Origin of the sequence: Streptomyces sp. MMCC 100, assembly GCF_041538145.2 — a bacterium.
In the GTDB taxonomy this organism is placed as follows: Bacteria; Actinomycetota; Actinomycetes; order Streptomycetales; family Streptomycetaceae; genus Streptomyces.
Genome location: NZ_JBGORK020000001.1, coordinates 5,556,540 through 5,576,879 on the forward strand (window position 1 = coordinate 5,556,540; position 20,340 = coordinate 5,576,879).

Annotated in this window: 22 protein-coding genes; 11 read left to right on the plus strand and 11 right to left on the minus strand. The window is 71.5% G+C overall.

The genetic code is table 11. The features are described from left to right. Positions 1-41: 41 nt before the first annotated feature. Together ABS735_RS25820 and ABS735_RS25825 are read left to right on the plus strand one after the other, a co-directional pair. A complete protein-coding gene (locus ABS735_RS25820) occupies positions 42-1,313 on the plus strand; it encodes a vWA domain-containing protein (RefSeq protein WP_373903880.1) in 1,272 nt (423 codons plus the stop codon). Further along, a complete protein-coding gene (locus ABS735_RS25825) occupies positions 1,313-2,128 on the plus strand; it encodes a hypothetical protein (RefSeq protein ID WP_373903879.1) in 816 nt (271 codons plus the stop codon). Before ABS735_RS25820 ends, ABS735_RS25825 begins: the two co-directional genes overlap by 1 nt. Before the next feature lie 55 nt (positions 2,129-2,183). Here ABS735_RS25825 and ABS735_RS25830 read toward each other — a convergent pair whose 3' ends face one another. Further along, entirely contained in the window at positions 2,184-2,843 is a 660-nt protein-coding gene (locus ABS735_RS25830) for a winged helix-turn-helix transcriptional regulator (protein ID WP_373903878.1), read from the minus strand. An 87-nt stretch (positions 2,844-2,930) separates the two neighbouring features. On the opposite strand from ABS735_RS25830, the gene ABS735_RS25835 reads away from it, so the two are divergent. Then, a complete protein-coding gene (locus ABS735_RS25835) occupies positions 2,931-4,139 on the plus strand; it encodes a pyridoxal phosphate-dependent aminotransferase (RefSeq protein WP_373903877.1) in 1,209 nt (402 codons plus the stop codon). A 36-nt stretch (positions 4,140-4,175) separates the two neighbouring features. On the opposite strand, the gene ABS735_RS25840 is transcribed toward ABS735_RS25835, so the two are convergent. Next, positions 4,176-4,637 (minus strand): hypothetical protein, encoded by a 462-nt coding sequence (locus ABS735_RS25840; RefSeq protein ID WP_373903876.1) that lies wholly within the window; start codon positions 4,635-4,637, stop codon positions 4,176-4,178. 66 nt (positions 4,638-4,703) lie between these two features. On the opposite strand from ABS735_RS25840, the gene ABS735_RS25845 reads away from it, so the two are divergent. From ABS735_RS25845 to ABS735_RS25855, 3 genes are all read left to right on the plus strand, one after another. Continuing rightward, the gene (locus ABS735_RS25845; protein ID WP_373903875.1) at positions 4,704-5,303 is read left to right on the plus strand and encodes a histidine phosphatase family protein; all 600 of its coding nucleotides are present in this window, start codon (positions 4,704-4,706) and stop codon (positions 5,301-5,303) included. A gap of 38 nt (positions 5,304-5,341) precedes the next feature. Further along, positions 5,342-5,992, plus strand: a complete 651-nt coding sequence (locus tag ABS735_RS25850; RefSeq protein ID WP_373903874.1) for a hypothetical protein — start codon at positions 5,342-5,344, stop codon at positions 5,990-5,992. 71 nt (positions 5,993-6,063) lie between these two features. Next, positions 6,064-6,486: an acyl-CoA thioesterase gene (locus tag ABS735_RS25855; RefSeq protein ID WP_373903873.1), complete on the plus strand. Its 423-nt coding sequence runs from the start codon at positions 6,064-6,066 to the stop codon at positions 6,484-6,486. A 16-nt stretch (positions 6,487-6,502) separates the two neighbouring features. Here ABS735_RS25855 and ABS735_RS25860 read toward each other — a convergent pair whose 3' ends face one another. Continuing rightward, positions 6,503-6,904 carry a winged helix-turn-helix transcriptional regulator gene (locus tag ABS735_RS25860; RefSeq protein WP_373903872.1) on the minus strand — a complete coding sequence of 134 codons (402 nt, stop codon included), beginning with the start codon at positions 6,902-6,904 and terminating at the stop codon, positions 6,503-6,505. Between the two features lie 99 nt (positions 6,905-7,003). Between ABS735_RS25860 and ABS735_RS25865 the strand changes: the two genes are divergently transcribed. Further along, positions 7,004-8,440 carry an MFS transporter gene (locus ABS735_RS25865; protein WP_373903871.1) on the plus strand — a complete coding sequence of 479 codons (1,437 nt, stop codon included), beginning with the start codon at positions 7,004-7,006 and terminating at the stop codon, positions 8,438-8,440. A 258-nt stretch (positions 8,441-8,698) separates the two neighbouring features. Here the strand turns inward: ABS735_RS25865 and ABS735_RS25870 are convergent, their stop codons facing one another. From ABS735_RS25870 to ABS735_RS25905, 8 genes are all read right to left on the minus strand, one after another. Continuing rightward, positions 8,699-10,087 (minus strand): nucleobase:cation symporter-2 family protein, encoded by a 1,389-nt coding sequence (locus tag ABS735_RS25870; RefSeq protein WP_373903870.1) that lies wholly within the window; start codon positions 10,085-10,087, stop codon positions 8,699-8,701. Between the two features lie 240 nt (positions 10,088-10,327). Then, positions 10,328-11,716 carry an 8-oxoguanine deaminase gene (locus ABS735_RS25875; protein ID WP_373903869.1) on the minus strand — a complete coding sequence of 463 codons (1,389 nt, stop codon included), beginning with the start codon at positions 11,714-11,716 and terminating at the stop codon, positions 10,328-10,330. A gap of 72 nt (positions 11,717-11,788) precedes the next feature. Continuing rightward, the gene (locus ABS735_RS25880) at positions 11,789-13,249 is read right to left on the minus strand and encodes a nucleobase:cation symporter-2 family protein (RefSeq protein WP_373903868.1); all 1,461 of its coding nucleotides are present in this window, start codon (positions 13,247-13,249) and stop codon (positions 11,789-11,791) included. A gap of 64 nt (positions 13,250-13,313) precedes the next feature. After that, on the minus strand, positions 13,314-14,249 hold the full coding sequence (gene pucL, locus ABS735_RS25885; protein ID WP_373903867.1) for a factor-independent urate hydroxylase: 936 nt from the start codon (positions 14,247-14,249) through the stop codon (positions 13,314-13,316). Positions 14,250-14,256: 7 nt separating this feature from the next. Beyond that, on the minus strand, positions 14,257-14,658 hold the full coding sequence (uraH, locus tag ABS735_RS25890; RefSeq protein ID WP_373903866.1) for a hydroxyisourate hydrolase: 402 nt from the start codon (positions 14,656-14,658) through the stop codon (positions 14,257-14,259). Between the two features lie 2 nt (positions 14,659-14,660). Then, complete coding sequence (gene uraD, locus ABS735_RS25895; protein ID WP_373903865.1) at positions 14,661-15,170, minus strand: 2-oxo-4-hydroxy-4-carboxy-5-ureidoimidazoline decarboxylase; 510 nt, start codon at positions 15,168-15,170, stop codon at positions 14,661-14,663. 149 nt (positions 15,171-15,319) lie between these two features. Next, on the minus strand, positions 15,320-15,688 hold the full coding sequence (locus tag ABS735_RS25900) for a helix-turn-helix domain-containing protein (protein ID WP_003972719.1): 369 nt from the start codon (positions 15,686-15,688) through the stop codon (positions 15,320-15,322). Next, positions 15,685-15,951 (minus strand): thiamine-binding protein, encoded by a 267-nt coding sequence (locus ABS735_RS25905; protein ID WP_373903864.1) that lies wholly within the window; start codon positions 15,949-15,951, stop codon positions 15,685-15,687. Before ABS735_RS25905 ends, ABS735_RS25900 begins: the two co-directional genes overlap by 4 nt. Positions 15,952-16,091: 140 nt before the next feature. Between ABS735_RS25905 and ABS735_RS25910 the strand changes: the two genes are divergently transcribed. The 4 genes from ABS735_RS25910 to ABS735_RS25925 all read left to right on the plus strand — a co-directional run bounded on the left by ABS735_RS25910 (position 16,092) and on the right by ABS735_RS25925 (position 20,318). Further along, positions 16,092-16,931, plus strand: a complete 840-nt coding sequence (locus ABS735_RS25910) for a TIM barrel protein (protein WP_373903863.1) — start codon at positions 16,092-16,094, stop codon at positions 16,929-16,931. A gap of 54 nt (positions 16,932-16,985) precedes the next feature. After that, complete coding sequence (locus tag ABS735_RS25915) at positions 16,986-17,876, plus strand: 2-hydroxy-3-oxopropionate reductase (RefSeq protein ID WP_373903862.1); 891 nt, start codon at positions 16,986-16,988, stop codon at positions 17,874-17,876. A 189-nt stretch (positions 17,877-18,065) separates the two neighbouring features. After that, positions 18,066-19,529, plus strand: coding sequence for a catalase (locus ABS735_RS25920; RefSeq protein ID WP_373903861.1), 1,464 nt, complete (start codon positions 18,066-18,068; stop codon positions 19,527-19,529). A 543-nt stretch (positions 19,530-20,072) separates the two neighbouring features. Further along, positions 20,073-20,318, plus strand: coding sequence for a hypothetical protein (locus tag ABS735_RS25925; protein ID WP_373903860.1), 246 nt, complete (start codon positions 20,073-20,075; stop codon positions 20,316-20,318). Positions 20,319-20,340 lie beyond the last annotated feature (22 nt).

Below are 20,340 nucleotides of genomic sequence, written 5' to 3' on the forward strand. Positions count from 1 at the left end.
TCGTTTTGGAGCGCGGCACCACTGATCAATAGGATCCGCCGATGATCACAAGAACACGGCTGGCGGCGGGTACCTGTGCCCTGCTCGCCGCGCTGGCGGCCGGGACGGCGTTCCCGGCCGGGGCGGTCGCCGGTGAACCCACGGGTGAGGACGCGCCGAAGGTCGACCTCGTGCTCGACGTCAGCGGTTCGATGCGGACGCGGGACATCGACGGCGGTACGCGCATGGCTGCGGCGAAGCAGGCGTTCAACGAGGTGCTCGACGCGACGCCGGAAGAGGTGCGGCTCGGCATCCGCACGCTCGGCGCCGACTACCCGGGCGACGACCGCAAGACCGGCTGCAAGGACACCGCGCAGCTCTATCCGGTCGGACCGCTGGACCGCACCGAGGCGAAGACGGCGGTGGCGACCCTGGCGCCCACCGGCTGGACGCCGATCGGACCCGCGCTGCTGAAGGCGGCCGACGACCTCGACGGCGGCGACGGCTCCAAGCGCATCGTGCTGATCAGCGACGGCGAGGACACCTGCGCCCCGCTCGACCCGTGCGAGGTGGCCCGCGAGATCGCCGCCAAGGGCATCGGGCTGACCATCGACACGCTGGGGCTGGTGCCCAACACCAAGATGCGGCAGCAGCTCAGCTGCATCGCCGAGGCGACCGGCGGCACGTACACCTCGGTCGAGCACACCGACGAACTGACCGACAAGGTCAACCAGTTGGTGGACCGCGCGGCCGACCCCGTGGTGACGCCGGTGGCCACCGAGGGCGCGGACGCGTGCGCGAAGGCGCCGACGCTCAAGTCGGGGCTGTACACCGACCGCGAGGAGTTCGGGCAGCAGCGCTGGTACCGGGTGGACGTGGAACCGGGCCAGGAGCTGCGCGCCTCGGTGAGCGTGGGCGCCGACAGGGCCGTGAACCCGTCCTACGGGGTGCTGCTGCGGGCGGTGACCGTGCACGGCCGGGAGATCGTGCGCGGTGAGGCGGCGGGCAACGGCCGCACCGACGTGCTCTCGACGGGGCTGCGCTACCCGAAGGCGGAGAGCGACGACGACGATGCGGCCGCCCCGGCCGAGGCCGTGTGCCTCCAGGTCACCAACTCCTTCTCGGTGGCCTCCGGCGTGAAGACCACGCCGGGGCTGCCGCTGGAGCTGACCGTCGACGTCGTGGACGGCCCGAGCGACTCCGACGACGTGGCCTCGTTCGGCCTCGGGCGCGGCTGGTGGCTGCTCGGTCTGCTGGTGCTGGTCGGCTTCGTCGCCGGTCTGCTGTGGGGCTGGCTCTCGCGCTGGCGGTTCGCGATCTGGAGGACCAACTGATGCGATTCACCCGAGCGTTGACTGCGGCCTTCGTGCTGCTCGGCCTCGCCGCGGCTCCCGCGGCGGCCGACTCCTCGCCCTCCGCGAGCCCGTCCCAGGACGGTGACGCGCCGACCACGGCGGGCACCTCATTTCGTACGGCGGCCGAGTTCGAGCAGGGGCAGACCGCCACGGCGAACGGTGCCGCGGGCGACTACCTGTACTGGTCGTTCCCGGCCGACGCCGGGCAGCGCCCCACCGCGAAGGCCACGGTGAAGCTGCCCGAGACACATGCCGCCCAGACCTGGCGGATCGACGTGTACGACGGTCTGCGCCGCCGCCAGGCCTGCCAGTGGGGCGCCCAGACCCGCACCGCGGACGCCGGTGCCTCCTCCCTGGAGCTGGCCTGCGTCCTGCGCACCGTGCGCGCCTGGTCCGAGCCGTGGGCGAACGACCCGCTGCCGGGTACGTACTACCTCCGGCTGACGGCGGTGAACGTGCCGGCCTCCGACCTCGGTGTGCCGGTCTCCGCCGAGGTCCAGGTGGACTCCAAGGACATCGGCGGCGCTGCGGCGGTGGACGGTTCGCTGGCCGAGCCGCTGGTGCCGGGCATCGCGGTGACGTCCGGCGCCGACGCGGGCGAGGAGGGCGACGAGCAGGACCGGAACGCCGTCCTGTCCGCCATCGAGCCGGAGGACGGCTGGTCGTCGGGCTGGTGGTCGGACCGCTGGGTGTGGAGCGGGATCGGGGCCGTACTGGCCGCGCTCGCGGGCATCGGCGGTTACGCGCTGACCCGCGGTTCGGGACGGCCGTCCCGGGTGCCGCCCGGCGCCTGACGTCCCATCAGGACCGCTTCATCAGGAGGCCCGCTTCGGCGGGCCTCCTGCCGTTTCAGCCCTCCCGCAGCGCCTTGGCCGCCGTACCGTCCCCGGTGACCTCGACGCGGCCGTCGCGCACCGCGTCCCGCAGGCCGGTCTCGCCGCGGCCGAGGGCCGCGCAGGTCACCGCGTCCAGCACGAGCCGGGCGTCGGGTTCCCCGGGCGCGGGCCCGTCGCCGTAGACCGGACCGCCGCCCTCCCCCTCGGCACGGTCGTCGGCGTACAGGTGGAAGTCCCCCTCCTCCAGCCGGACTTCGACGAGACCCTCCGCGGCACCGGCCTCCCGCAGGGCCCGCAGCAGCGGCAGGGCGAACCAGTGCGCCCGCACGGCGTCCGTGGGCCGCCGCTCCCCCAGCTCACCGGCACCCCACGCGCCGAGCGCCTCCAGCACCGGCAGCAGGGCCCGCCCCCGCGCGGTGAGTTCGTAGACGTACGCCGCGCCGGGCGGGGGCAGCCGGCGCCTGGTCGTCAGCCCGTCGCGCTCCATGTCCTTGAGCCGCGAGGCGAGTACGTCCGTGCTGACGCCGGGCAGGTCGGCGTGCAGATCGGTGTAGCGCCGCGGACCGGCGAGCAGCTCCCGGACGATCAGCAGGGTCCAGCGGTCGCCGACGGCGTCGAGGGCGCGGGCGGCGGAACAGTACTGGTCGTAGCTACGGCGAGGGCGAGGTGACATGCGACGCAGTGTAGACAAGTTGTTGGACTTTCCAAGCTGCTACTTGGTAAAACCAAGCAACACCAGATTCCGGAGGGGAAGCCGCGCATGGAGTTCCGGCAGTCGAACAAGCTCAGCGAGGTCTGTTACGAGATCCGCGGCCCGGTCATCGAGCACGCCAACGCGCTGGAGGAGGCGGGCCACAGCGTCCTGCGCCTCAACACCGGCAACCCGGCCCTCTTCGGCTTCGAGGCGCCGGAGGAGATCGTCCAGGACATGATCCGCATGCTGCCGCGGGCGCACGGCTACACGGACTCGCGCGGCATCCTCTCCGCCCGCCGGGCCGTCGCCCAGCGCTACCAGGCGCTCGGCCTGGAGGTCGACGTGGACGACGTCTACCTGGGCAACGGCGTCTCGGAGCTGATCTCCATGGCCGTACAGGCCCTCCTGGAGGACGGCGACGAGGTGCTGATCCCCGCCCCCGACTTCCCCCTCTGGACGGCGGTGACCACCCTCGCGGGCGGCAGGGCGGTGCACTACCTCTGCGACGAGCAGGCGGAGTGGTACCCCGACCTGGCCAACATGGAGTCGAAGATCACCGACCGCACCAAGGCGGTCGTCATCATCAATCCCAACAACCCCACCGGCGCCGTCTACCCCAAGGAGATCGTCGAGGGCATCCTCGACCTCGCCCGCCGGCACGGCCTGATGGTCTTCGCCGACGAGATCTACGACCAGATCCTGTACGACGACGCGGTCCACCACTCGGCCGCGTCCCTCGCCCCCGACCTGGTGGTCCTCACCTTCTGCGGCCTGTCCAAGACCTACCGAGTGGCGGGCTTCCGCTCCGGCTGGCTGGTGGTGACGGGGCCGAAGCAGCACGCGAAAAACTACCTGGAGGGCCTGACCATGCTGGCCTCCATGCGCCTGTGCGCCAACGCGCCCGCCCAGTACGCCATCCAGGCCGCGCTCGGCGGCCGCCAGTCCATCCGCGAACTGACGGTCCCCGGCGGGCGGCTGCGCGAACAGCGGGACGTGGCCTGGGAGAAGCTCAACGAGATCCCCGGCGTCTCCTGCGTCAAGCCCAAGGGCGCGCTGTACGCGTTCCCGCGCATCGACCCGGCCGTCCACAAGATCCACGACGACGAGCGCTTCGTCCTGGACCTGCTGCTGCGGGAGAAGATCCAGGTCGTCCAGGGCACGGGCTTCAACTGGCCGAGCCCGGACCACTTCCGCATCCTGACGCTGCCCCACGCGGAGGACCTGGAGGCGGCGATCGGGCGTATCGGGCGGTTCCTGAGCGGATACCGGCAGTAGGCACGGCCCCGGTCCTGTCCTCAGCGGCCCGAGACCTCAGAAGTGGGACAGGATCTGACGGACCGGGTGGCCGAGCGCCTCGGCGATCCGGCCGACTTCCTCCTCACTCAGCCACCCACGGTCCGGGTACAGCACGTCGATCTCGAACCTGGCGAAGCCGCACGGCCAGTCGTACACCAGGTCGTTGAGGGAGGTCTCCGCTCCGCAGCAGGGCGGTGTGGTGCTCAGCGTGGCGAAGCCTTCCTCGTACCGGAGCGTCACCTCCTGCCCCCACCACTGCCCGCTCAGCTCCGCCCCGCATCCCGGGCAGCGGATGCGCTCCAGGTTCTGCCCGCAGTCGACGACCTGGACCGTGTCGTGCCACTTGACCTCCTCCTCGCCCAGGCCATCCCGGTCCGGAAGGAGCCCGGTCACGACCGCCGCGGCCCGCTCGGCCGCCTCCTCGGCAGGCTGCCACCAGGGGTCGGTCGGGATCACGGTCAGGTAGTTGTCGCTCACGGGGTTCACTGAAGCAGACGCCACTGACAAGCGGCCGGGGCGGAAGGCCCGCCGTAGCCTGGAGCCATGGGTGATCTTTTTCTGGTCCGGCACGGTGAGACCGAGTGGTCGCGGTCCGGGCGGCACACCGGGCTGACGGACGTTCCGCTGACCGAGAAGGGACGGGAGCAGGCGCGGAGCCTGGTGCCGCTGATCCGGTCGCACCGGATCGGGGCCGCCTTCGTCAGCCCCTTCCAGCGGTCCCGGGAGACGGCCGAGCTGATCGGGCTGCACGAGGTGCGGATCGAACCGGACCTGCACGAATGGGACTACGGCGGCTACGAGGGCATCACGACCGTCGAGATCCACCGGAGCCGGCCTGACTGGTTCCTGTTCACGGACGGGGTCGCGCCCGGACCACCGGACCACCCCGGGGAGACGCCCGAGCAGGTGGGCGAGCGGGCCGACCGGGTGCTTGCCACGGTGGAGGCCGCCTTCGCCAACACCGAGGGATGCGTGGTGCTGGTGGCGCACGGGCACTTCCTGCGGGTGCTGACCGCCCGGCACCTGGGCCTTCCGCCGTCGCACGGGGCACTGTTCCAACTGGGTACGGGCACGCTGTGCCGGCTGGGCACCGAGCACGGTCGGCCGGTGATCGCGGCCTGGAATGTCAGACCCCCGTCGTAGCCTTCGAAGGCGTGACCGATGGGGGAAGGAGGGACGCCGTGGCACTGTCGCCCACCGCCGCGCAGCGGCGTGTCATCGCCGCCGCCGATCCTGTCACCGGGCGCCTGAAGGGCACGGAGACCCAGCTCGCGGCGCTGGTGAAGCGCGGGCTCGCCTTCCGGCATCCGCGGCCGCCGCACGACCACTTCCTGACCCCGGCCGGGCACCGGATACGGGAGGCGGCCGGCGAGCCGGACGCGGTGGCGGTGCCGCCCGAGGAGCCCGCCGCACCGGACGCCGGGGGTGTGTTCGCCGCGCGGGTCGGCGGGGAGGAGGCCGTTCCGGGCGACGCCGGCCCCGCACGGCTGCGGGAGGTGCGCGGCGCCTGGCAGGGGCTGCTGGAGCTGCGTCGGATGACGCATCCCGACGGGAGCACGGACCGGCCGTGCGCGTGGGAACGGTCGCATCTCGTGCGGGCCGCCGCGCTCGCCCTGGAGGCGGCCGGGCACCGTCCGGCGGGACCGGACGGCGGGGACGGGTACCGGGTGCGGGCGACGCCGCAGCCGGAGGCCGTCGCGGTGTACGAGCCGGACGGCACCGCACTGCGGGGCTGTGCGGCGACGCTGGAGCGGGCCGGCTGGCAGGTCGGGGAGCACACCGAGCCGCGCACGCGGGCCCGTTACCTGCTGGCCTCCCCGCGGAAGGTGTGACGGCGCCTCCATGCCAGGATCGAGAGATCAGTACGTCCACGTCCACGCGTTCACGACGAGAGGCAGCAGCGGTGAGCGAGCCGTTTTCCGTACCGGTGACCGTCCGCGGGTACGAGACCGACACCCAGGGCCACCTGAACCAGTCCGTGTACCTGAACTACGCCGAGCACGCCCGCTGGTCCCTGCTCCAGGCGGCCGGGATCCGGCAGACGGACCTGGTCGCCAGTGGGGTCGGGCCGGTGGCCCTGGAGACGACCATCCGGTTCCGGCGGGAGCTGCTCGCCGGTGACGAGGTCACGGTGACCTGTGCGTTCGAGTGGGGCGAGGGCAAGACCTTCCGGATCCGGCAGGTCGTCACCAAGGCCGACGGCACCGTCGCCGCCGAGATCGAGGCCGTCGGCGGGCTGATGGACCTGAGCGAGCGCAGGCTGGTGCCGGACCCGCGGCAGCGCTTCAAGGGACTGGCGGCTCGGCCGGAGCTGTTCGGGCTGTAGGCGGGCAGGGGCCGCGTCAGGCGTCCGTCAGCTCCGGTCGGTGCTCGGTGTCGTAGGCCGCGCGGGCCTCGGCGATGTACAGCCGGTTGCGCTCGGCCCAGTCCGTCAACTGCTGCAGCGACTCGTGCAGCTCGCGGGCCACGGGGGTCAGCGCGTACTCCACCTTCGGCGGCACCGTCGGGTGGACGGTGCGGGTGACCAGGCCGTCGCGCTCCAGGTTGCGCAGTGTCAAGGTCAGCATGCGGCGGCTGATGCCCTCGATGCCGCGCTCCAGCTCCGTGAAACGGGCCGGGCCGTGCGCCACCGCCACCAGGATCTGGACGCTCCACTTCCCCGCGACCCTGTCAAGAACTTCCCGGACCGGGCACGCGTGCGCGTTCACGACCTGGGAGGTAACACCGGTGTTCCTCCGGGACATCGAACTGCCTCCTTATGCCGGGCTCCAGGGTTACCCACGATGGCCTCCGTTACAAGTCGTGCCCCAAAGGGCGCGCGGAGAAGCGGAGGCCACGTCACCATGACGACCACGATCGATTCCACGGCGGCATCACGCGGGAGAACGTACTCCCGCTGGACTTCCCTTGTCGTCCTGTGCGCGGGGGCGCTGATGACGATCCTGGACGGCAACATCGTCACGGTCGCCATGCCCGCCGTCCAGCGCGACCTCGGCTTCACGGGATCCGGCCTGGCATGGGTCGTGAACGCCTACCTCATTCCCTTCGGCGGGCTGCTGTTGCTGGCGGGCCGGCTCGGTGACCTGGTGGGCCGCAAGCGGATGTTCACCGCCGGGCTGGCGCTGTTCACGGCGGCCTCCGTGCTGTGCGGGGTGGCCACCGGCCGGGAGGTGCTGGTCGCGGCCCGTGCCGTTCAGGGTGTCGGCGGCGCGATGACCATGGCCGTGGTGCTCGGCATGGTGGTCGCGCTCTTCCCCGAGCCGCGTGAGCGGGCCCGGGCGATCGCGGTGTTCAGCGCGGTCGGCGCGGCGGGCGGGGCGCTCGGCACCTTCCTCGGCGGGGCGCTGACCGAGGCGCTCAGCTGGCACTGGATCTTCCTGATCAACCTGCCGATCGGTGCGGCCGCTTGGGCCGCGGCGGTCCGGGTCCTCGCCCCCGACGCGGGCGCGGGCCTCCGTCACGGCGTGGACTACCCCGGGGCGGCCCTGGTCACGGGGGCGCTGATGCTGACGGTGTACACGATCACCGGAGCCGGTGGGCTCGGCTCCGTCACCACCGTGCTGCTTTCCCTTGCCGCGCTCGCCCTGTTCGCGGCGTTCGCCGTCCGGCAGGCGCACGCCGCGAGCCCGCTGTTGCGGCTGCGGCTGTTCCGTTCGCGGCTGCTGACGGGGGCGAACGCCGTTCAGGTGTTGATGGTGGCGACGATGTACGGCTTCCAGTTCATCGGCGCGCTGTATCTGCAGCGAGTACTGGGCTACGGGGAGTTGGCGACGGGGACGGCGTTCCTGCCGGCGCCGGTCCTGATCGGTGTGCTGATGCTGGGGCTCTCGGCACGGACGGTCGGCCGGTTCGGGGCGTACCGGGTACTGCTGGCCGGACTGGTGCTGATCGTCGGCGGGATGGCGCTGCTGAGCCGCGCGCCGGTGGACGGCACGTACCTCACCGACGTACTGCCGCCGATGGTGCTGCTCGCCGTGGGTTTCGCCGCCGCGATGCCCGCGCTGACGGGGCTGGCGATGTCGGGGGCGCGCGAGGAGGACGCGGGGCTGGCGTCCGGGCTGTTCAACACGACGCAGGTGGTGGGCGGTTCGCTGGGGCTGGCGGCTCTGTCGGCGCTGGCGGCGGCCCGGACCGACGGGTTGCTCGGCCGGGGTGCGGCGGCGGTGCCGGCCACGGCCGAGGGATATCAGCTGGCGTTCCGCGTGGCGGCGGTGATCGCGGCGGGGACCTTGGTCCTGGCCGCGGTGGCCCTGCGGGACCGCGCGGCGCGGCAGCGGTGACCCGCCGGACGCGGTGAGACCGGCAAGTGGCCGGGCAGAAGCAGCGGGGGCGTGCCACGGCGAGCCCGACCGGTGACCGGCAGAGCCGTGACCGGAGGGGCCGACGACCGGCAGGAACCGCCACCGGCAAAGCCGAGGCCGGGCAAGCAACCGCCACCGGCGGGAGCGACAACCGGCAAGGCCGGTGACGCGGGTGGGGGCCCGTCGCCTCTGTTCAGAGGTGCCGGGCCCCCACACGTGTCGCGTCGCACCCACGCGTCACGGCATCGCCGCCGCCCGGGACGCCTCGGTGATCTCGTCTCCCGCCTCCATCGGGTGGGTGACGTCCTCGGCGTCGCGTCCCCGGCCGCCGATGTGGTTGAAGACCAGGTTGAGCAGGACGGCGGCCACACAGCCGGTCGAGATGCCCGAGTCGAGGATGATCCTCGCGTTCTCCGGGAACGAGTGGTAGAACTCCGGTGCCGCGATCGGGATGATGCCGACGGCCAGGGAGACCGCCACGATCAGGACGTTGTTGTCCTTGTCCAGGCTGGCCCGGACCAGGGTCTGGATGCCGCTGGCCGCGACCGAGCCGAAGAGGACCACGCCGGCGCCGCCCAGGACCGGGCGGGGGACGACGGCGATGAGTGAGGCGGCCATCGGGCACAGGCCCATCAGGACCAGGAAGCCGCCGCCGACCGCGACGACGTAGCGACTGCGGATCTTCGTCATCGCGACCAGGCCGATGTTCTGGGCGAAGGCGCTGCACATGAAGCCGTTGAAGAACGGGCTGAGGGCGGAGCCCAGGGTGTCGGCGCGCAGGCCGGCCGCGATGGTCTTCTCGTCGGCGGGGCGGTCCACGATCTCGCCGAGGGCGAGCATGTCGGCCGTGGACTCGGTCATCGAGACCACCATCACCACGCACATGGACAGGATCGCGGCGATCTGGAACTGCGGGGCGCCGAAGTGGAAGGGGGTCGGGAAGCCGACCACGTCCGCGTCCGCGACCGGGCCGAAGTCCGTGACGCCGAACGGGATCGCGACGAGCGTGCCCGCGATCAGGCCGAGCAGCACGGCGATCTGCTTGACGAAGCCGCGGGTGAAGCGGCGCAGGAGCAGGACGATGACGAGGGTGATGGCGGCCAGGCCGAGGTTGGTCGACGAGCCGTAGTCGTCCGCCGCGGGGGCGGGTCCCTGCGCCCAGCCGAAGGCGACGGGCAGCAGGGATATGCCTATGAGGGTGATGACGGTGCCGGTGACGACCGGCGGGAAGAAGCGGATCGCCTTGCTGAAGAAGGGCGCGGCGATGAAGCCGAGGAGTCCGGCGACTATGACCGCGCCGAAGATGATCGGCAGCGCGTCGGACTTGTCGTCGGTGGAGGCGACGACCGCGGTCATGGGGGCGACACCTGCGAAGGTGACGCCGTTGACGAAGGGCAGCCGGGCGCCGATCTTCCAGATGCCGAGGGTCTGGAGGAAGGTGGCCAGGCCCGCGGTGAACAGGCAGGCGCCGGTGAGGAAGGTCAGCTCGGTGGCGCTCAGGCCGATGGCCGCGCCGACGATCAGGGGCGGGGCGACGACCCCGGCGTACATGGCGGCCACGTGTTGCAGGCCGGTCGTCGCCATCTTGAGTGGCGGGAGTTTCTCGTCAACAGGGTGGTCGGCCACGGCGGCGTTCCTCCGGTCGGTTACACGTCGGCTCCGACGTGGGTGTCAGGGAGGTGGAACTGGTGGTGGTCGTGCGGGACCCGGACGGACCGTTCGGGGAAACGGGAGACCTATCCGGGGCGTGCGCGCAGGGGCGCACGCCCCGGAGTCGGTCACCGTGGACCCCGCTCGGGTCCACGGTTACCGGCCGGGAGCCGTCCCTCCCGGCCGGAGATCAAGTGGTGTTCTGTTGTGCGGGGTTCAGCCTCGCGCGGTGATCCGCGCCAGGCGTCGTGCCTCGTCCCGGGTGGAGCGGGCGACGGCGTCCTCGTCGACGGTGAGCAGCCTGCCGTCCTCGACGATCTGACGGCCGTCGACGAACGACGCCGTGACCGGGGCGGGGGCACCGAAGACCAGGGCGGTCACCGGGTCGGCGATGGAGGAGTGGGCGAGGGTGTCCATCCGCCACAGCACCAGGTCGGCGAGCTTGCCCGCCTCCAGGGAGCCGGTCTCGGCGGCCCGGCCGAGGACCCGGGCGCCGCCGTGCGTGCCCAGGCGCAGCGCCTTGCGGGCGTCCAGCGCGGCCTCGCGGTGGGCGCCGAGGCGGTTGATCAGCAGGGCGTTGCGCAGTTCGGTGTGGAGTTCGCCGGACTCGTTGGAGGCGGTGCCGTCGACACCCAGGCCGACCGGGACGCCGGCGGCGAGCAGGTCGGGGACCCGGGCGATGCCCGCGGCCAGGCGGGCGTTGGAGGACGGGCAGTGGGCGACGCCGGTGCCGGTGCGGGCGAAGGCGGCGATGTCGGAGTCGTTCATGTGGACGCAGTGCGCCATCCACACGTCCTCGCCGAGCCAGCCGGTGGACTCGAAGTAGTCGGTCGGACCCATGCCGAACAGCTCGTGGCAGAACTTCTCCTCCTCCACGGTCTCCGAGCCGTGGGTGTGCAGCCGCACGCCGAGCCGGCGGGCCAGCTCCGCGCCCTGGCGCATCAGCTCGGTGGAGACGGAGAAGGGCGAGCAGGGCGCCACGGCGACCTGGGTCATCGCGTCGAAGGAGGGGTCGTGGTGCTCCCTGACGGTGGCCTCGGTGGCGGCGAGCGCGTCGTCCAGGCTCTCGACCGCGAAGTCCGGCGGCAGCCCGCCGTCGGACTCGCCGCGGTCCATGGAGCCGCGGGCGAGGGTGAAGCGGACGCCCATGTCGCGGGCGGCTCGGATGATCGCCCCGGACAGGTCGCCGGCGCCGCGCGGGTGGATGTAGTGGTGGTCCGCGGCGGTGGTGACGCCGCCGCGGGCCATCATCGCGAGGGAGCCCTGGGCCGCCGCGTGGGCCATCGGCTCGTCGATGCGCGCCCAGGTCGGGTACAGCGCGACCAGCCAGTCGAACAGGTTGTCGTCGGTGGCCAGGCCCCGGGTGAGCCACTGGTAGAAGTGGTGGTGGGTGTTGACCAGGCCGGGGGTGACCAGGTGTCCGGTCGCGTCGATCCGGCGTACGACGTTCTCCAGGTCCTCGGGCGCTCGCCCCGCGCCGACCGACTCGATCCGGTTGCCGGCGAGGACGACGTGGCCCGAGGCGTATTCGGTGTCGCCCGCGTCCACAGTGGCGATCGCACAGTGCTCGATGACGGTGCGTTCGGTTGCCGATGATGCTGCCATGCTGCTTCCTTGCCTTTCGGTGGGGCCCGTGGGCGGGGAGTCGAGTACCCGCGGGGAGGGCACGGCAGGACCCTAGGAGGATTCGAGTGCCGGAACCGTACGTCGGCTCCGGGTGCCGAGATGGTGGAAGAACAGGTTGAGGGCGACCGCGACGATCGCGCCGGCGCTGATGCCGGAGCCCAGTACGGTCTGTGCCCAGGCGGGGAACTCGGCGTAGAAGGTGGGCGCGGCCAGCGGGATGATGCCCGCGCCGAGCGCCACGGCGACCAGGATGATGTTGGAGCTGTCGTCGAGTCCGGCCTCGGAGAGCGTACGGATGCCGCTGACGGCGATGGAGCCGAAGAGCACGATGCCCGCGCCGCCGAGCACCGGCATCGGGACCAGGGAGACGACCGCGCCGAGGACCGGGAAGGCGCCGAGGACGAGCAGGGAGGCGCCGGCGACGGCGACGACGTAGCGGCTGCGCACCCGGGTGAGGGAGACGACGCCGACGTTCTGGGCGAAGGCGGAGGTGGGGAAACCGCCGAAGACGGGGCCGATCAGGGTGGCGAGGCCGTCGGTGCGCAGGCCGCGGGTGATGACCTTGGCGTCGGCGCGGCGGTCGCAGATCTCGCCGAGGGCGAGCATGCCGGCGCTGGACTCGGTCATCAGGACCAGCATCACGATGCACAGCGAGAGGATGGCGGCGGGCTGGAACTCGGGGATGCCGAAGGCGAAGGGCGTGGGCAGCGCGGCGACCGGCGCGGAGTCCAGGGCGCTGAAGTCGGCCATGCCGAAGGGGATGGCGACCAGGGTGCCGATGAGCAGTCCGAGGAGCAGGGCGACCTGCTTGACGAAGCCCTTGCCGAAGCGCTGGACGACGAGGATGACCGCGAGGGTGAAGGCGGCGAGCGCGAGGTGGCGCATCGAGCCGAAGTCGGCGGCGGTCTTGTCGCCGCCCTGGGCCCAGCCGACCGGGACGGGCATCAGCGTGACGCCGATGAGGGTGATGACGACACCCGTGACCAAGGGCGGGAAGAAGCGCAGCAGTCTGCCGAAGAACGGGCCGACGGCGAGGCAGAAGACACCGGCGACCATCACCGCGCCGTAGACGGCGGGGAGTTGGCTGCCGTCGGTGTTGGTCTCGACGATGGCGAGGATGGGCGCGATGCCGGCCGAGGAGGCGGCGTTGACGAACGGCAGGCGGTTGCCGACGAAGCCCTTGACGCCGAGGGTCTGGAGCAGGGTGGCGACGCCCGCGATCAGCAGCGAGGCCGCGATCAGCCGGGTGCGGCCCTCCAGGTCGAGTCCGCAGGCCTGGCCGATGATGAGCGGAGGGGTGACGACGCCCGCGTACATGGCGGCGATGTGCTGGAGCGCGGCGGGGACGAGCCGCGAGGGGTGGAGCTTCTCGTCGACCGGGTGCACGGACGTGACGGCGTCCTCGGTGTGCACCGGCGGGGTGGTGCCGGGGCCGGTGGCCGGAGTGGAGTCCGGGCCGGTGGCCGGGGCGGAACCCGGGCCTGTGGCGGGCCCTTTCGCAGGCAGTGCCATGGTGTTTCCTCCGGTGTGGCGCGCCACCGGCCCGGGGAGCCGGGCCGGCGACGCGCGTCCCGCGTCAGAGGTTGGTCATGTCGACCGGGATGAGTTGCTCGGCGCCGTCGCGCAGGATGGTGGCCTCGATCAGGCCGTAGGGGCGGTCGGCGGCGTAGTACACGGCGCCGTCCTTGGCCTCGTTGTCGATCCCGAAGGGCGACAGGTCCGAGCGGAAGTGGTGCTTGTTGGGCATCGAGAAGCGGATCTCGTCGACCTCGTCGCGCGAGTTGAGCACCCGCACACCCATCTCGAAGAGGGTCTGCTGGAGCGAGTACGAGTAGGTCTCGGCGAACGCCTGGAGCGCGTGCTTGCGCACCCCGTTGTAGGAACGGTCCCAGTCGGGGGCGTGCGAGTCGATGCCGTCCCAGTTGTGCCGCCACCAGGTGGAGACGGTGGTGGCGAGGATGCGGTCGTGGTCCTCCCGGAGGGTCGTGTACTTGTCCTTGAGGAAGCCGAAGAACTCGGAGTTGGTCGAGTTCAGGACGGTCAGGTCCTTGAACCCGGAGAGCACCTGGATGCCGTGGCCGTCGTAGGTGATCTGGGCGACGCGGGTCTCCTGGCCGGTACGGACGAAGGAGTGGGCGATCTCCTCCGCACCGACGAAGCGGGCGCCGCCCTTCGACGTCTCGATCCGCTCCCAGCCGTACTCCTCGACGCGGATGCGGGCCCGGTGGATCGGCTCGTTGTTGTCGACGAAGTGGCGGGCGAGCGCGACGCCGAGGTCCTCGGCGCTCTCGATCCCGTGCTCCTTGGCGAAGGCGAACACCGTGTTCTTGGTGGTGTCGGTCGGCAGGACGTTGGCGTTGGAACCGCTGCGGTGGACCTCCTCCATGTCGCCGGACAGGGCGACGGAGACGTTCAGGTCCTTGATGTGGTGCGTGTCGCCGTCGCGCGTGATCTTGACGACGCGGTTCTCTGCCTTGCCGTACTGGTTCTGTCCCAGGACGAAACGGGTCATGTGTCGGTCAGCTCCCTCGGTAAACGGAGTAGCCGAACGGGTTGAGCAGCAGCGGAACGTGGTAGTGCTCGCCGGGCACCACCGCGAAGGTGATGGTGACCTCGGGGAAGAACACGGGCCGGCCGTTCTCGCTGTCCCGGAGCGCGGGGGCGTCCTGCTGGGCCGCGGCTTGTTTCTTGGCGAAGTACGTCTCGGTCTCGAAGTCGAGCCGTACGTGGGTGGTGCCCTCCGGCAGGGCCGGGAGGTCCTTGCACCGGCCGTCGGCGTCGGTCGCGGAGCCGCCGAGTGCCTGCCAGTCCGCGTCACTGCCCGTACGGGCGGTGAGCCGGACGGCGACGCCCTCGGCGGGGCGGCCGACGCTGGTGTCCAGGATGTGCGTGGACACGGAGGCGGTGGTGCTGGTGCTCATGGTCAGGCGTCCTGTTCGACGAGTCGGGAAAGGCGGATACGGTTGATCTTTCCCAGTTCGGTGCGGACGATCTCCCGCTCCTGCTCGGGCGAGTTGCCGATCCGCTCCAGAGCCGCGTCCCGCATCTGCTCGCCGGTCCGGCCGGTGGCGCAGATGAGGAAGACGTGGCCGAACTTCTCCTGGTAGGCCAGGTTCAGTTCGAGCATCTCCGCCTTGAGCTCCTCGGCGGCGCCGGCCATGCCCGCCTGTTCGCGGGACGAGGTCGGATCGCCCGGCTCGGGACGGCCGATCGGCGGGTGTCCGGCCATCGCCTCCGCGAGGTCCTCGGCGCTCAGCTCGGCCATGGCGGCGTCGCTGGCGGCGTACAGGTCCTCGGGGGTGGTGAAGGGGCGGGCGGCGAGCAGGTGCCGGGCCCACGCCGTGGAGGCGCACGCCTCGTGGAGTTCGGCGCGTGCCGAGGACTCCTCGAGGGTGTTGAAGCGGGCCAGGCCCGACGCGGAAGTGGACGTCACGGGAGCCTCCGTGGCCTTGTGCTGAGCGGGCGTGCCGATAGCTAACGCCCTCGGAAACAACGCGTCAACACTTTGTTGAAAATTCGGTGTTACGAAAGCCGCCGCCCGGTTACCGGACGGCGGCTGGATGCGCGGAGGAACCGTGCAGGTCAGGTGCCCTTCTCGCGGTTGAGGTAGTTGTACACGGTGAAGCGGCTGACACCGAGGGCGCTCGCGACGGTCTCCACGCCGTGCCGCACGGCGAAGGCGCCGCGCGCCTCCAGGGCCCGTACGACCTCCTGTTTGGTCCGGCGGTCCAGGTCGGCCAGCGGCCTGCCCTGCCGGCGCTCCATGGCGGCCAGGATGTGGTCCAGGGAGTCGGCGAGCTGGGGCAGGCGTACGGCGACGACGTCGGCACCCTCCCAGGAAAGCACGACGTCCTCCAGGCCGGCCTCGTCCGGCGGCAGCATCTCGCCGCCCATGGCGTCGACCAGGGGCTTGACGGCCGCGATGAACGGCTCCTCGGCCGGGCCGGTCACCGCTCACCCTCCTCGGCGGCGGCCGCGTCGACCACGTTGACCTGGAGCGAGATCCGGGTGGCGCCGGCCTCCAGGGAACGGCGCAGCAAGGCATCCACGGCGGTGAGCACCCGGTCGGCGCCGCCCTCGGCGGTGTTGCCGAACGGGCCGACGTCGACCGCGTCCAGCCCGGCGGCCTCGACGACCTCCCGGGCCACCACCGCATGGGCGGGCGCCTCGTCCAGGTCGAAGGGTTCGGTCGTGAACTCCACTCTCAATCGCACGCGGTCAACCTAACGCGGGGTGACCACATTGCGCCGCCCCCTCTTGACAAGGGCCGCACCCTCCCGGCAATCTTCCATTAAGCAGAAACGAACTTCCGTAATACGGAAACACCCTCGAACGGAAGGGAGCGCGGCACCCGATGGGATTTGCAGATCAGCGCTTCAACGTCAACCTGTCGATCCTCTACACGGAACTCCCGCTCCTGGAGCGTCCCGCGGCCGCCGCCGCGGCCGGCTTCACCGCGGTCGAGCTGTGGTGGCCCTGGATCGACTCGCCCACCCCCGAGCAGTCCGAGCTCGACGCCCTCAAGGCGGCCATCGAGGACGCCGGCGTCCGGCTCACCGGTCTGAACTTCTACGCCGGGCAGCTGCCCGGGCCCGACCGCGGCGCGCTGTCGATCCCCGGCGAGGAGTCGGACCGCTTCCGCGCCAACATCGACGTGGCCGCCGACTTCGCGAAGTCGCTGGGCTGCACGGCGCTCAACGCCCTGTACGGCAACCGCGTCGAGGGCGTGGACCCGGCCGAGCAGGACCGGCTCGCGCTGGAGAACCTGGTCCTCGCCGCCCGCGCGGCCGACCGGATCGGCGCGGTCCTGCTGATCGAGGCGCTCAACGAGCCCGAGTCGCCGCTGTACCCGCTGGTGTCGGCGCCGGCCGCGATCGCGGTCGTGGACCAGGTCAACGAGGCCACCGGGCTCGGCAACGCCAAGTTCCTCATGGACCTCTACCACCTGTCCATGAACGGCGAGGACCTGCCGCAGGTGATCGACGCGTACGCCGCCAAGACCGGCCACGTCCAGATCGCCGACAACCCGGGCCGCGGCGCCCCCGGCACCGGCTCCCTCCCGCTGGAGGAGCTGCTCGACCGCCTGAAGAAGGCGGGATACGACGGCTGGGTCGGCCTGGAGTACAAGCCCGGCGACGCCCCCAGCACCCAGTCCTTCTCCTGGCTGCCGGCCGAGGCCCGCGCGGCCCGCTGAGCGCCACCCGCAGCAACTTTCGAGACGTTCCGCATTTTCAGAGAGGTACCCATCATGAGCGCACTCCCCAAGGTCGCCTGGATCGGTCTCGGCATCATGGGATCGCCCATGTCCGAGAACCTGATCAAGGCGGGTTACCAGGTCACCGGCTTCACCCTGGAGCAGGAGAAGCTGGACCGCCTGTCCGCCGCCGGCGGCACCGTGGCCGGCTCGATCGCCGAGGCCGTGCGCGACGCCGACGTGATCGTCACCATGGTGCCCGCGTCCCCGCAGGTCGAGGCCATCGCCTACGGCCCCGACGGCATCCTGGAGAACGCGAAGTCCGGCGCGCTGCTGGTCGACATGTCCTCGATCACCCCGCAGACCTCGGTCGACCTCGCCAAGGCCGCCAAGGACAAGGGCATCCGCGTCCTGGACGCCCCCGTCTCCGGCGGCGAGGCCGGCGCCATCGAGGCCGTGCTGTCCATCATGGTCGGCGGTGAGCAGGCCGACTTCGACGAGGCCAAGCCGCTCCTGGAGGCGCTCGGCAAGACCATCGTGCTGTGCGGTCCGCACGGCTCGGGCCAGACGGTGAAGGCCGCCAACCAGCTGATCGTCGCCGTGAACATCCAGGCGTGCGCCGAGGCCGTGGTCTTCCTGGAGAAGTCCGGCGTGAACCTGAAGGCCGCCCTGGACGTCCTCAACGGCGGTCTGGCCGGCTCGACCGTGCTGACCCGGAAGAAGGACAACTTCCTCGCCCGCGACTTCAAGCCCGGCTTCCGCATCGACCTGCACCACAAGGACATGGGCATCGTCACCGACGCCGCCCGCAACGTCGGCGCCGCGCTGCCCGTCGGCGCCGTGGTGGCCCAGCTGGTCGCGTCGCTGCGCGCCCAGGGCGACGGCGGCCTGGACCACTCGGCCCTGCTGCGGGCCGTGGAGCGCCTGTCCGGCGACCGGGTCTGACCGTCGTACGCACCTCATGACCTCCGGGTGGCGCGGCCGCTGACACCTGTCATGTCGCGCCCGAGCGGCGGCGCCGCCCGGAACCCACTTCAACAAACTGTTGACGTGCCACTGTCCCAAATCTAGGCTCCACGAAGCGGAAACAAGTTTCCGCTGAACCCTCGCAAGTAAGGCCACGGAAGGTCCACGATGTCGCAGCGCGTACTCACCACCGAGTCCGGCGCCCCGGTCGCCGACAACCAGAACTCCGCTTCCGCCGGCATCGGCGGCCCCCTCCTGATCCAGGACCAGCACCTCATCGAGAAGCTCGCGCGCTTCAACCGCGAGCGCATCCCGGAGCGCGTGGTGCACGCCCGCGGCTCCGGCGCGTGCGGCCACTTCGAGGTGACCGACGACGTCAGCGGCTTCACGCACGCCGACTTCCTGAACACGGTCGGCAAGCGCACCGAGGTCTTCCTGCGCTTCTCCACCGTGGCCGACTCGCTCGGCGGCGCGGACGCGGTCCGCGACCCGCGCGGCTTCGCGGTGAAGTTCTACACCGAGGAGGGCAACTACGACCTCGTCGGCAACAACACCCCGGTCTTCTTCATCAAGGACCCGATCAAGTTCCCCGACTTCATCCACTCGCAGAAGCGCGACCCGTTCACGGGCCGTCAGGAGCCGGACAACGTCTTCGACTTCTGGGCGCACTCCCCCGAGGCCACGCACCAGGTGACCTGGCTGATGGGCGACCGCGGCATCCCGGCCTCCTACCGCCACATGGACGGCTTCGGCTCGCACACCTACCAGTGGACGAACGCCAAGGGCGAGTCCTTCTTCGTCAAGTACCACTTCAAGACCGACCAGGGCATCCGCTGCCTGACCGCGGCCGAGGCCGCGAAGCTCGCGGGCGAGGACCCGACCTCGCACCAGACGGACCTGGTGCAGGCGATCGAGCGGGGCGTGTACCCGTCCTGGACGCTGCACGTGCAGCTGATGCCGGTGGCCGAGGCGGCGAACTACCGCTTCAACCCGTTCGACGTGACCAAGGTGTGGCCGCACGCCGACTACCCGCTCAAGCGGGTGGGCCGGCTGGTGCTCGACCGCAACCCGGACAACGTCTTCGCGGAGGTCGAGCAGGCCGCCTTCTCCCCGAACAACTTCGTTCCGGGCATCGGCCCCTCCCCCGACAAGATGCTCCAGGGCCGCCTGTTCGCCTACGCGGACGCGCACCGCTACCGCCTGGGCGTCAACCACACCCAGCTCGCGGTGAACGCCCCGAAGGCCGTCCCCGGCGGCGCCGCCAACTACGGCCGCGACGGCCTGATGGCGGCCAACTCGCAGGGCCGGTACGCCAAGAACTACGAGCCGAACTCCCACGACGGCCCGGCCGAGACCGGCCGCCCGCTGGCGGCGCCGCTCGCGGTGTCCGGCCACACCGGCACCCACGAGGCGCCGCTGCACACCAAGGACGACCCCTTCGTGCAGGCCGGTGAGCTGTACCGGCTGATGAGCGAGGACGAGAAGCAGCGCCTGGTCGCCAACCTCGCCGGCGGTCTGTCCCAGGTCTCCCGGGGCGACGTCGTCGAGAAGAACCTCGCGCACTTCCACGCCGCCGACCCCGAGTACGGCAAGCGCGTGGAGGAGGCGGTCCGCGCCCTGCGCGAGGACTGATCCACCGGCTCGCGCACGGAACCCGGCGGGGAGGCCGGGACCGTGTGCGCGGCCCGCGCAGGCACCGAAGCGGCCCGGATGAGGGGTGACCGCCAGGTGCCGGCGCGGGCAGGGCGAGGACCGCGGCGGCCAGCGAGCCAGTGCGGTGGTGAAGGGCACGGACGCTTCTCCTACGACCTGAGGGGAGGAGCCGTTCCGGCCCGTCGCACCGCCGCGGTCCCAGCCACACGCCGCTCGTCACGAGCGGCCCCACGACTCCGTCCGGCGGCGCGAACGACCTGTCGCGCCCAGCCTCGCGCCGCCGGACGGACACCACATGAAGAACCTTCACCGGCTGAGAAGCGCCGGATGCGGACGGTCCCGCATCCGGTGCTCTTCTCACTCTTCGGTGGTGCTGTCGGGGGTCGCGGCCGCGGCCTCCGAGGTCAGGGCGTCGTAGGCCCGCTCCACGAGGGCGGNCGCCGGATGCGGACGGTCCCGCATCCGGCGCTTCTCGGCGTCCGCCGGGGTGCGCATTCCGTGCCCGCGCAGCAGCCTGGGGGCATGGCACACCCACCCGAGCACCCGCACATCGTCGTCCACTCCCCCGCCCTCGACGGCTCCCGCCGGGTCACCTCCGGCGACGAGACCCTGGGCGTCGCCTCCCACGTCGACGACGTCGCCGAACTGCTGCGCCTGGCCGACCTCTACGTGACCGACGTCGAGGACAGCGACCTGGTCGAGTGGCAGGGCGGCGGCCCGGAGGACTGGCCGGGGCTGCACGAGCACCCCGAGCACCCCGGTGGCTGAACGCGCGTAGGAGCCCCCCGCA

Bases quoted from the DNA above. Each gene is read 5' to 3' on its own strand.
- ABS735_RS25820 (WP_373903880.1), top strand. From the start codon at position 42: ATGATCACAAGAACACGGCTGGCGGCGGGTACCTGTGCCCTGCTCGCC.
- ABS735_RS25825 (WP_373903879.1), top strand. From the start codon at position 1,313: ATGCGATTCACCCGAGCGTTGACTGCGGCCTTCGTGCTGCTCGGCCTC.
- ABS735_RS25830 (WP_373903878.1), bottom strand. From the start codon at position 2,843: ATGTCACCTCGCCCTCGCCGTAGCTACGACCAGTACTGTTCCGCCGCC.
- ABS735_RS25835 (WP_373903877.1), top strand. From the start codon at position 2,931: ATGGAGTTCCGGCAGTCGAACAAGCTCAGCGAGGTCTGTTACGAGATC.
- ABS735_RS25845 (WP_373903875.1), top strand. From the start codon at position 4,704: ATGGGTGATCTTTTTCTGGTCCGGCACGGTGAGACCGAGTGGTCGCGG.
- ABS735_RS25860 (WP_373903872.1), bottom strand. From the start codon at position 6,904: ATGTCCCGGAGGAACACCGGTGTTACCTCCCAGGTCGTGAACGCGCAC.
- ABS735_RS25865 (WP_373903871.1), top strand. From the start codon at position 7,004: ATGACGACCACGATCGATTCCACGGCGGCATCACGCGGGAGAACGTAC.
- ABS735_RS25875 (WP_373903869.1), bottom strand. From the start codon at position 11,716: ATGGCAGCATCATCGGCAACCGAACGCACCGTCATCGAGCACTGTGCG.
- ABS735_RS25880 (WP_373903868.1), bottom strand. From the start codon at position 13,249: ATGGCACTGCCTGCGAAAGGGCCCGCCACAGGCCCGGGTTCCGCCCCG.
- pucL (WP_373903867.1), bottom strand. From the start codon at position 14,249: ATGACCCGTTTCGTCCTGGGACAGAACCAGTACGGCAAGGCAGAGAAC.
- uraH (WP_373903866.1), bottom strand. From the start codon at position 14,658: ATGAGCACCAGCACCACCGCCTCCGTGTCCACGCACATCCTGGACACC.
- ABS735_RS25910 (WP_373903863.1), top strand. From the start codon at position 16,092: ATGGGATTTGCAGATCAGCGCTTCAACGTCAACCTGTCGATCCTCTAC.
- ABS735_RS25915 (WP_373903862.1), top strand. From the start codon at position 16,986: ATGAGCGCACTCCCCAAGGTCGCCTGGATCGGTCTCGGCATCATGGGA.
- ABS735_RS25920 (WP_373903861.1), top strand. From the start codon at position 18,066: ATGTCGCAGCGCGTACTCACCACCGAGTCCGGCGCCCCGGTCGCCGAC.
- ABS735_RS25925 (WP_373903860.1), top strand. From the start codon at position 20,073: ATGGCACACCCACCCGAGCACCCGCACATCGTCGTCCACTCCCCCGCC.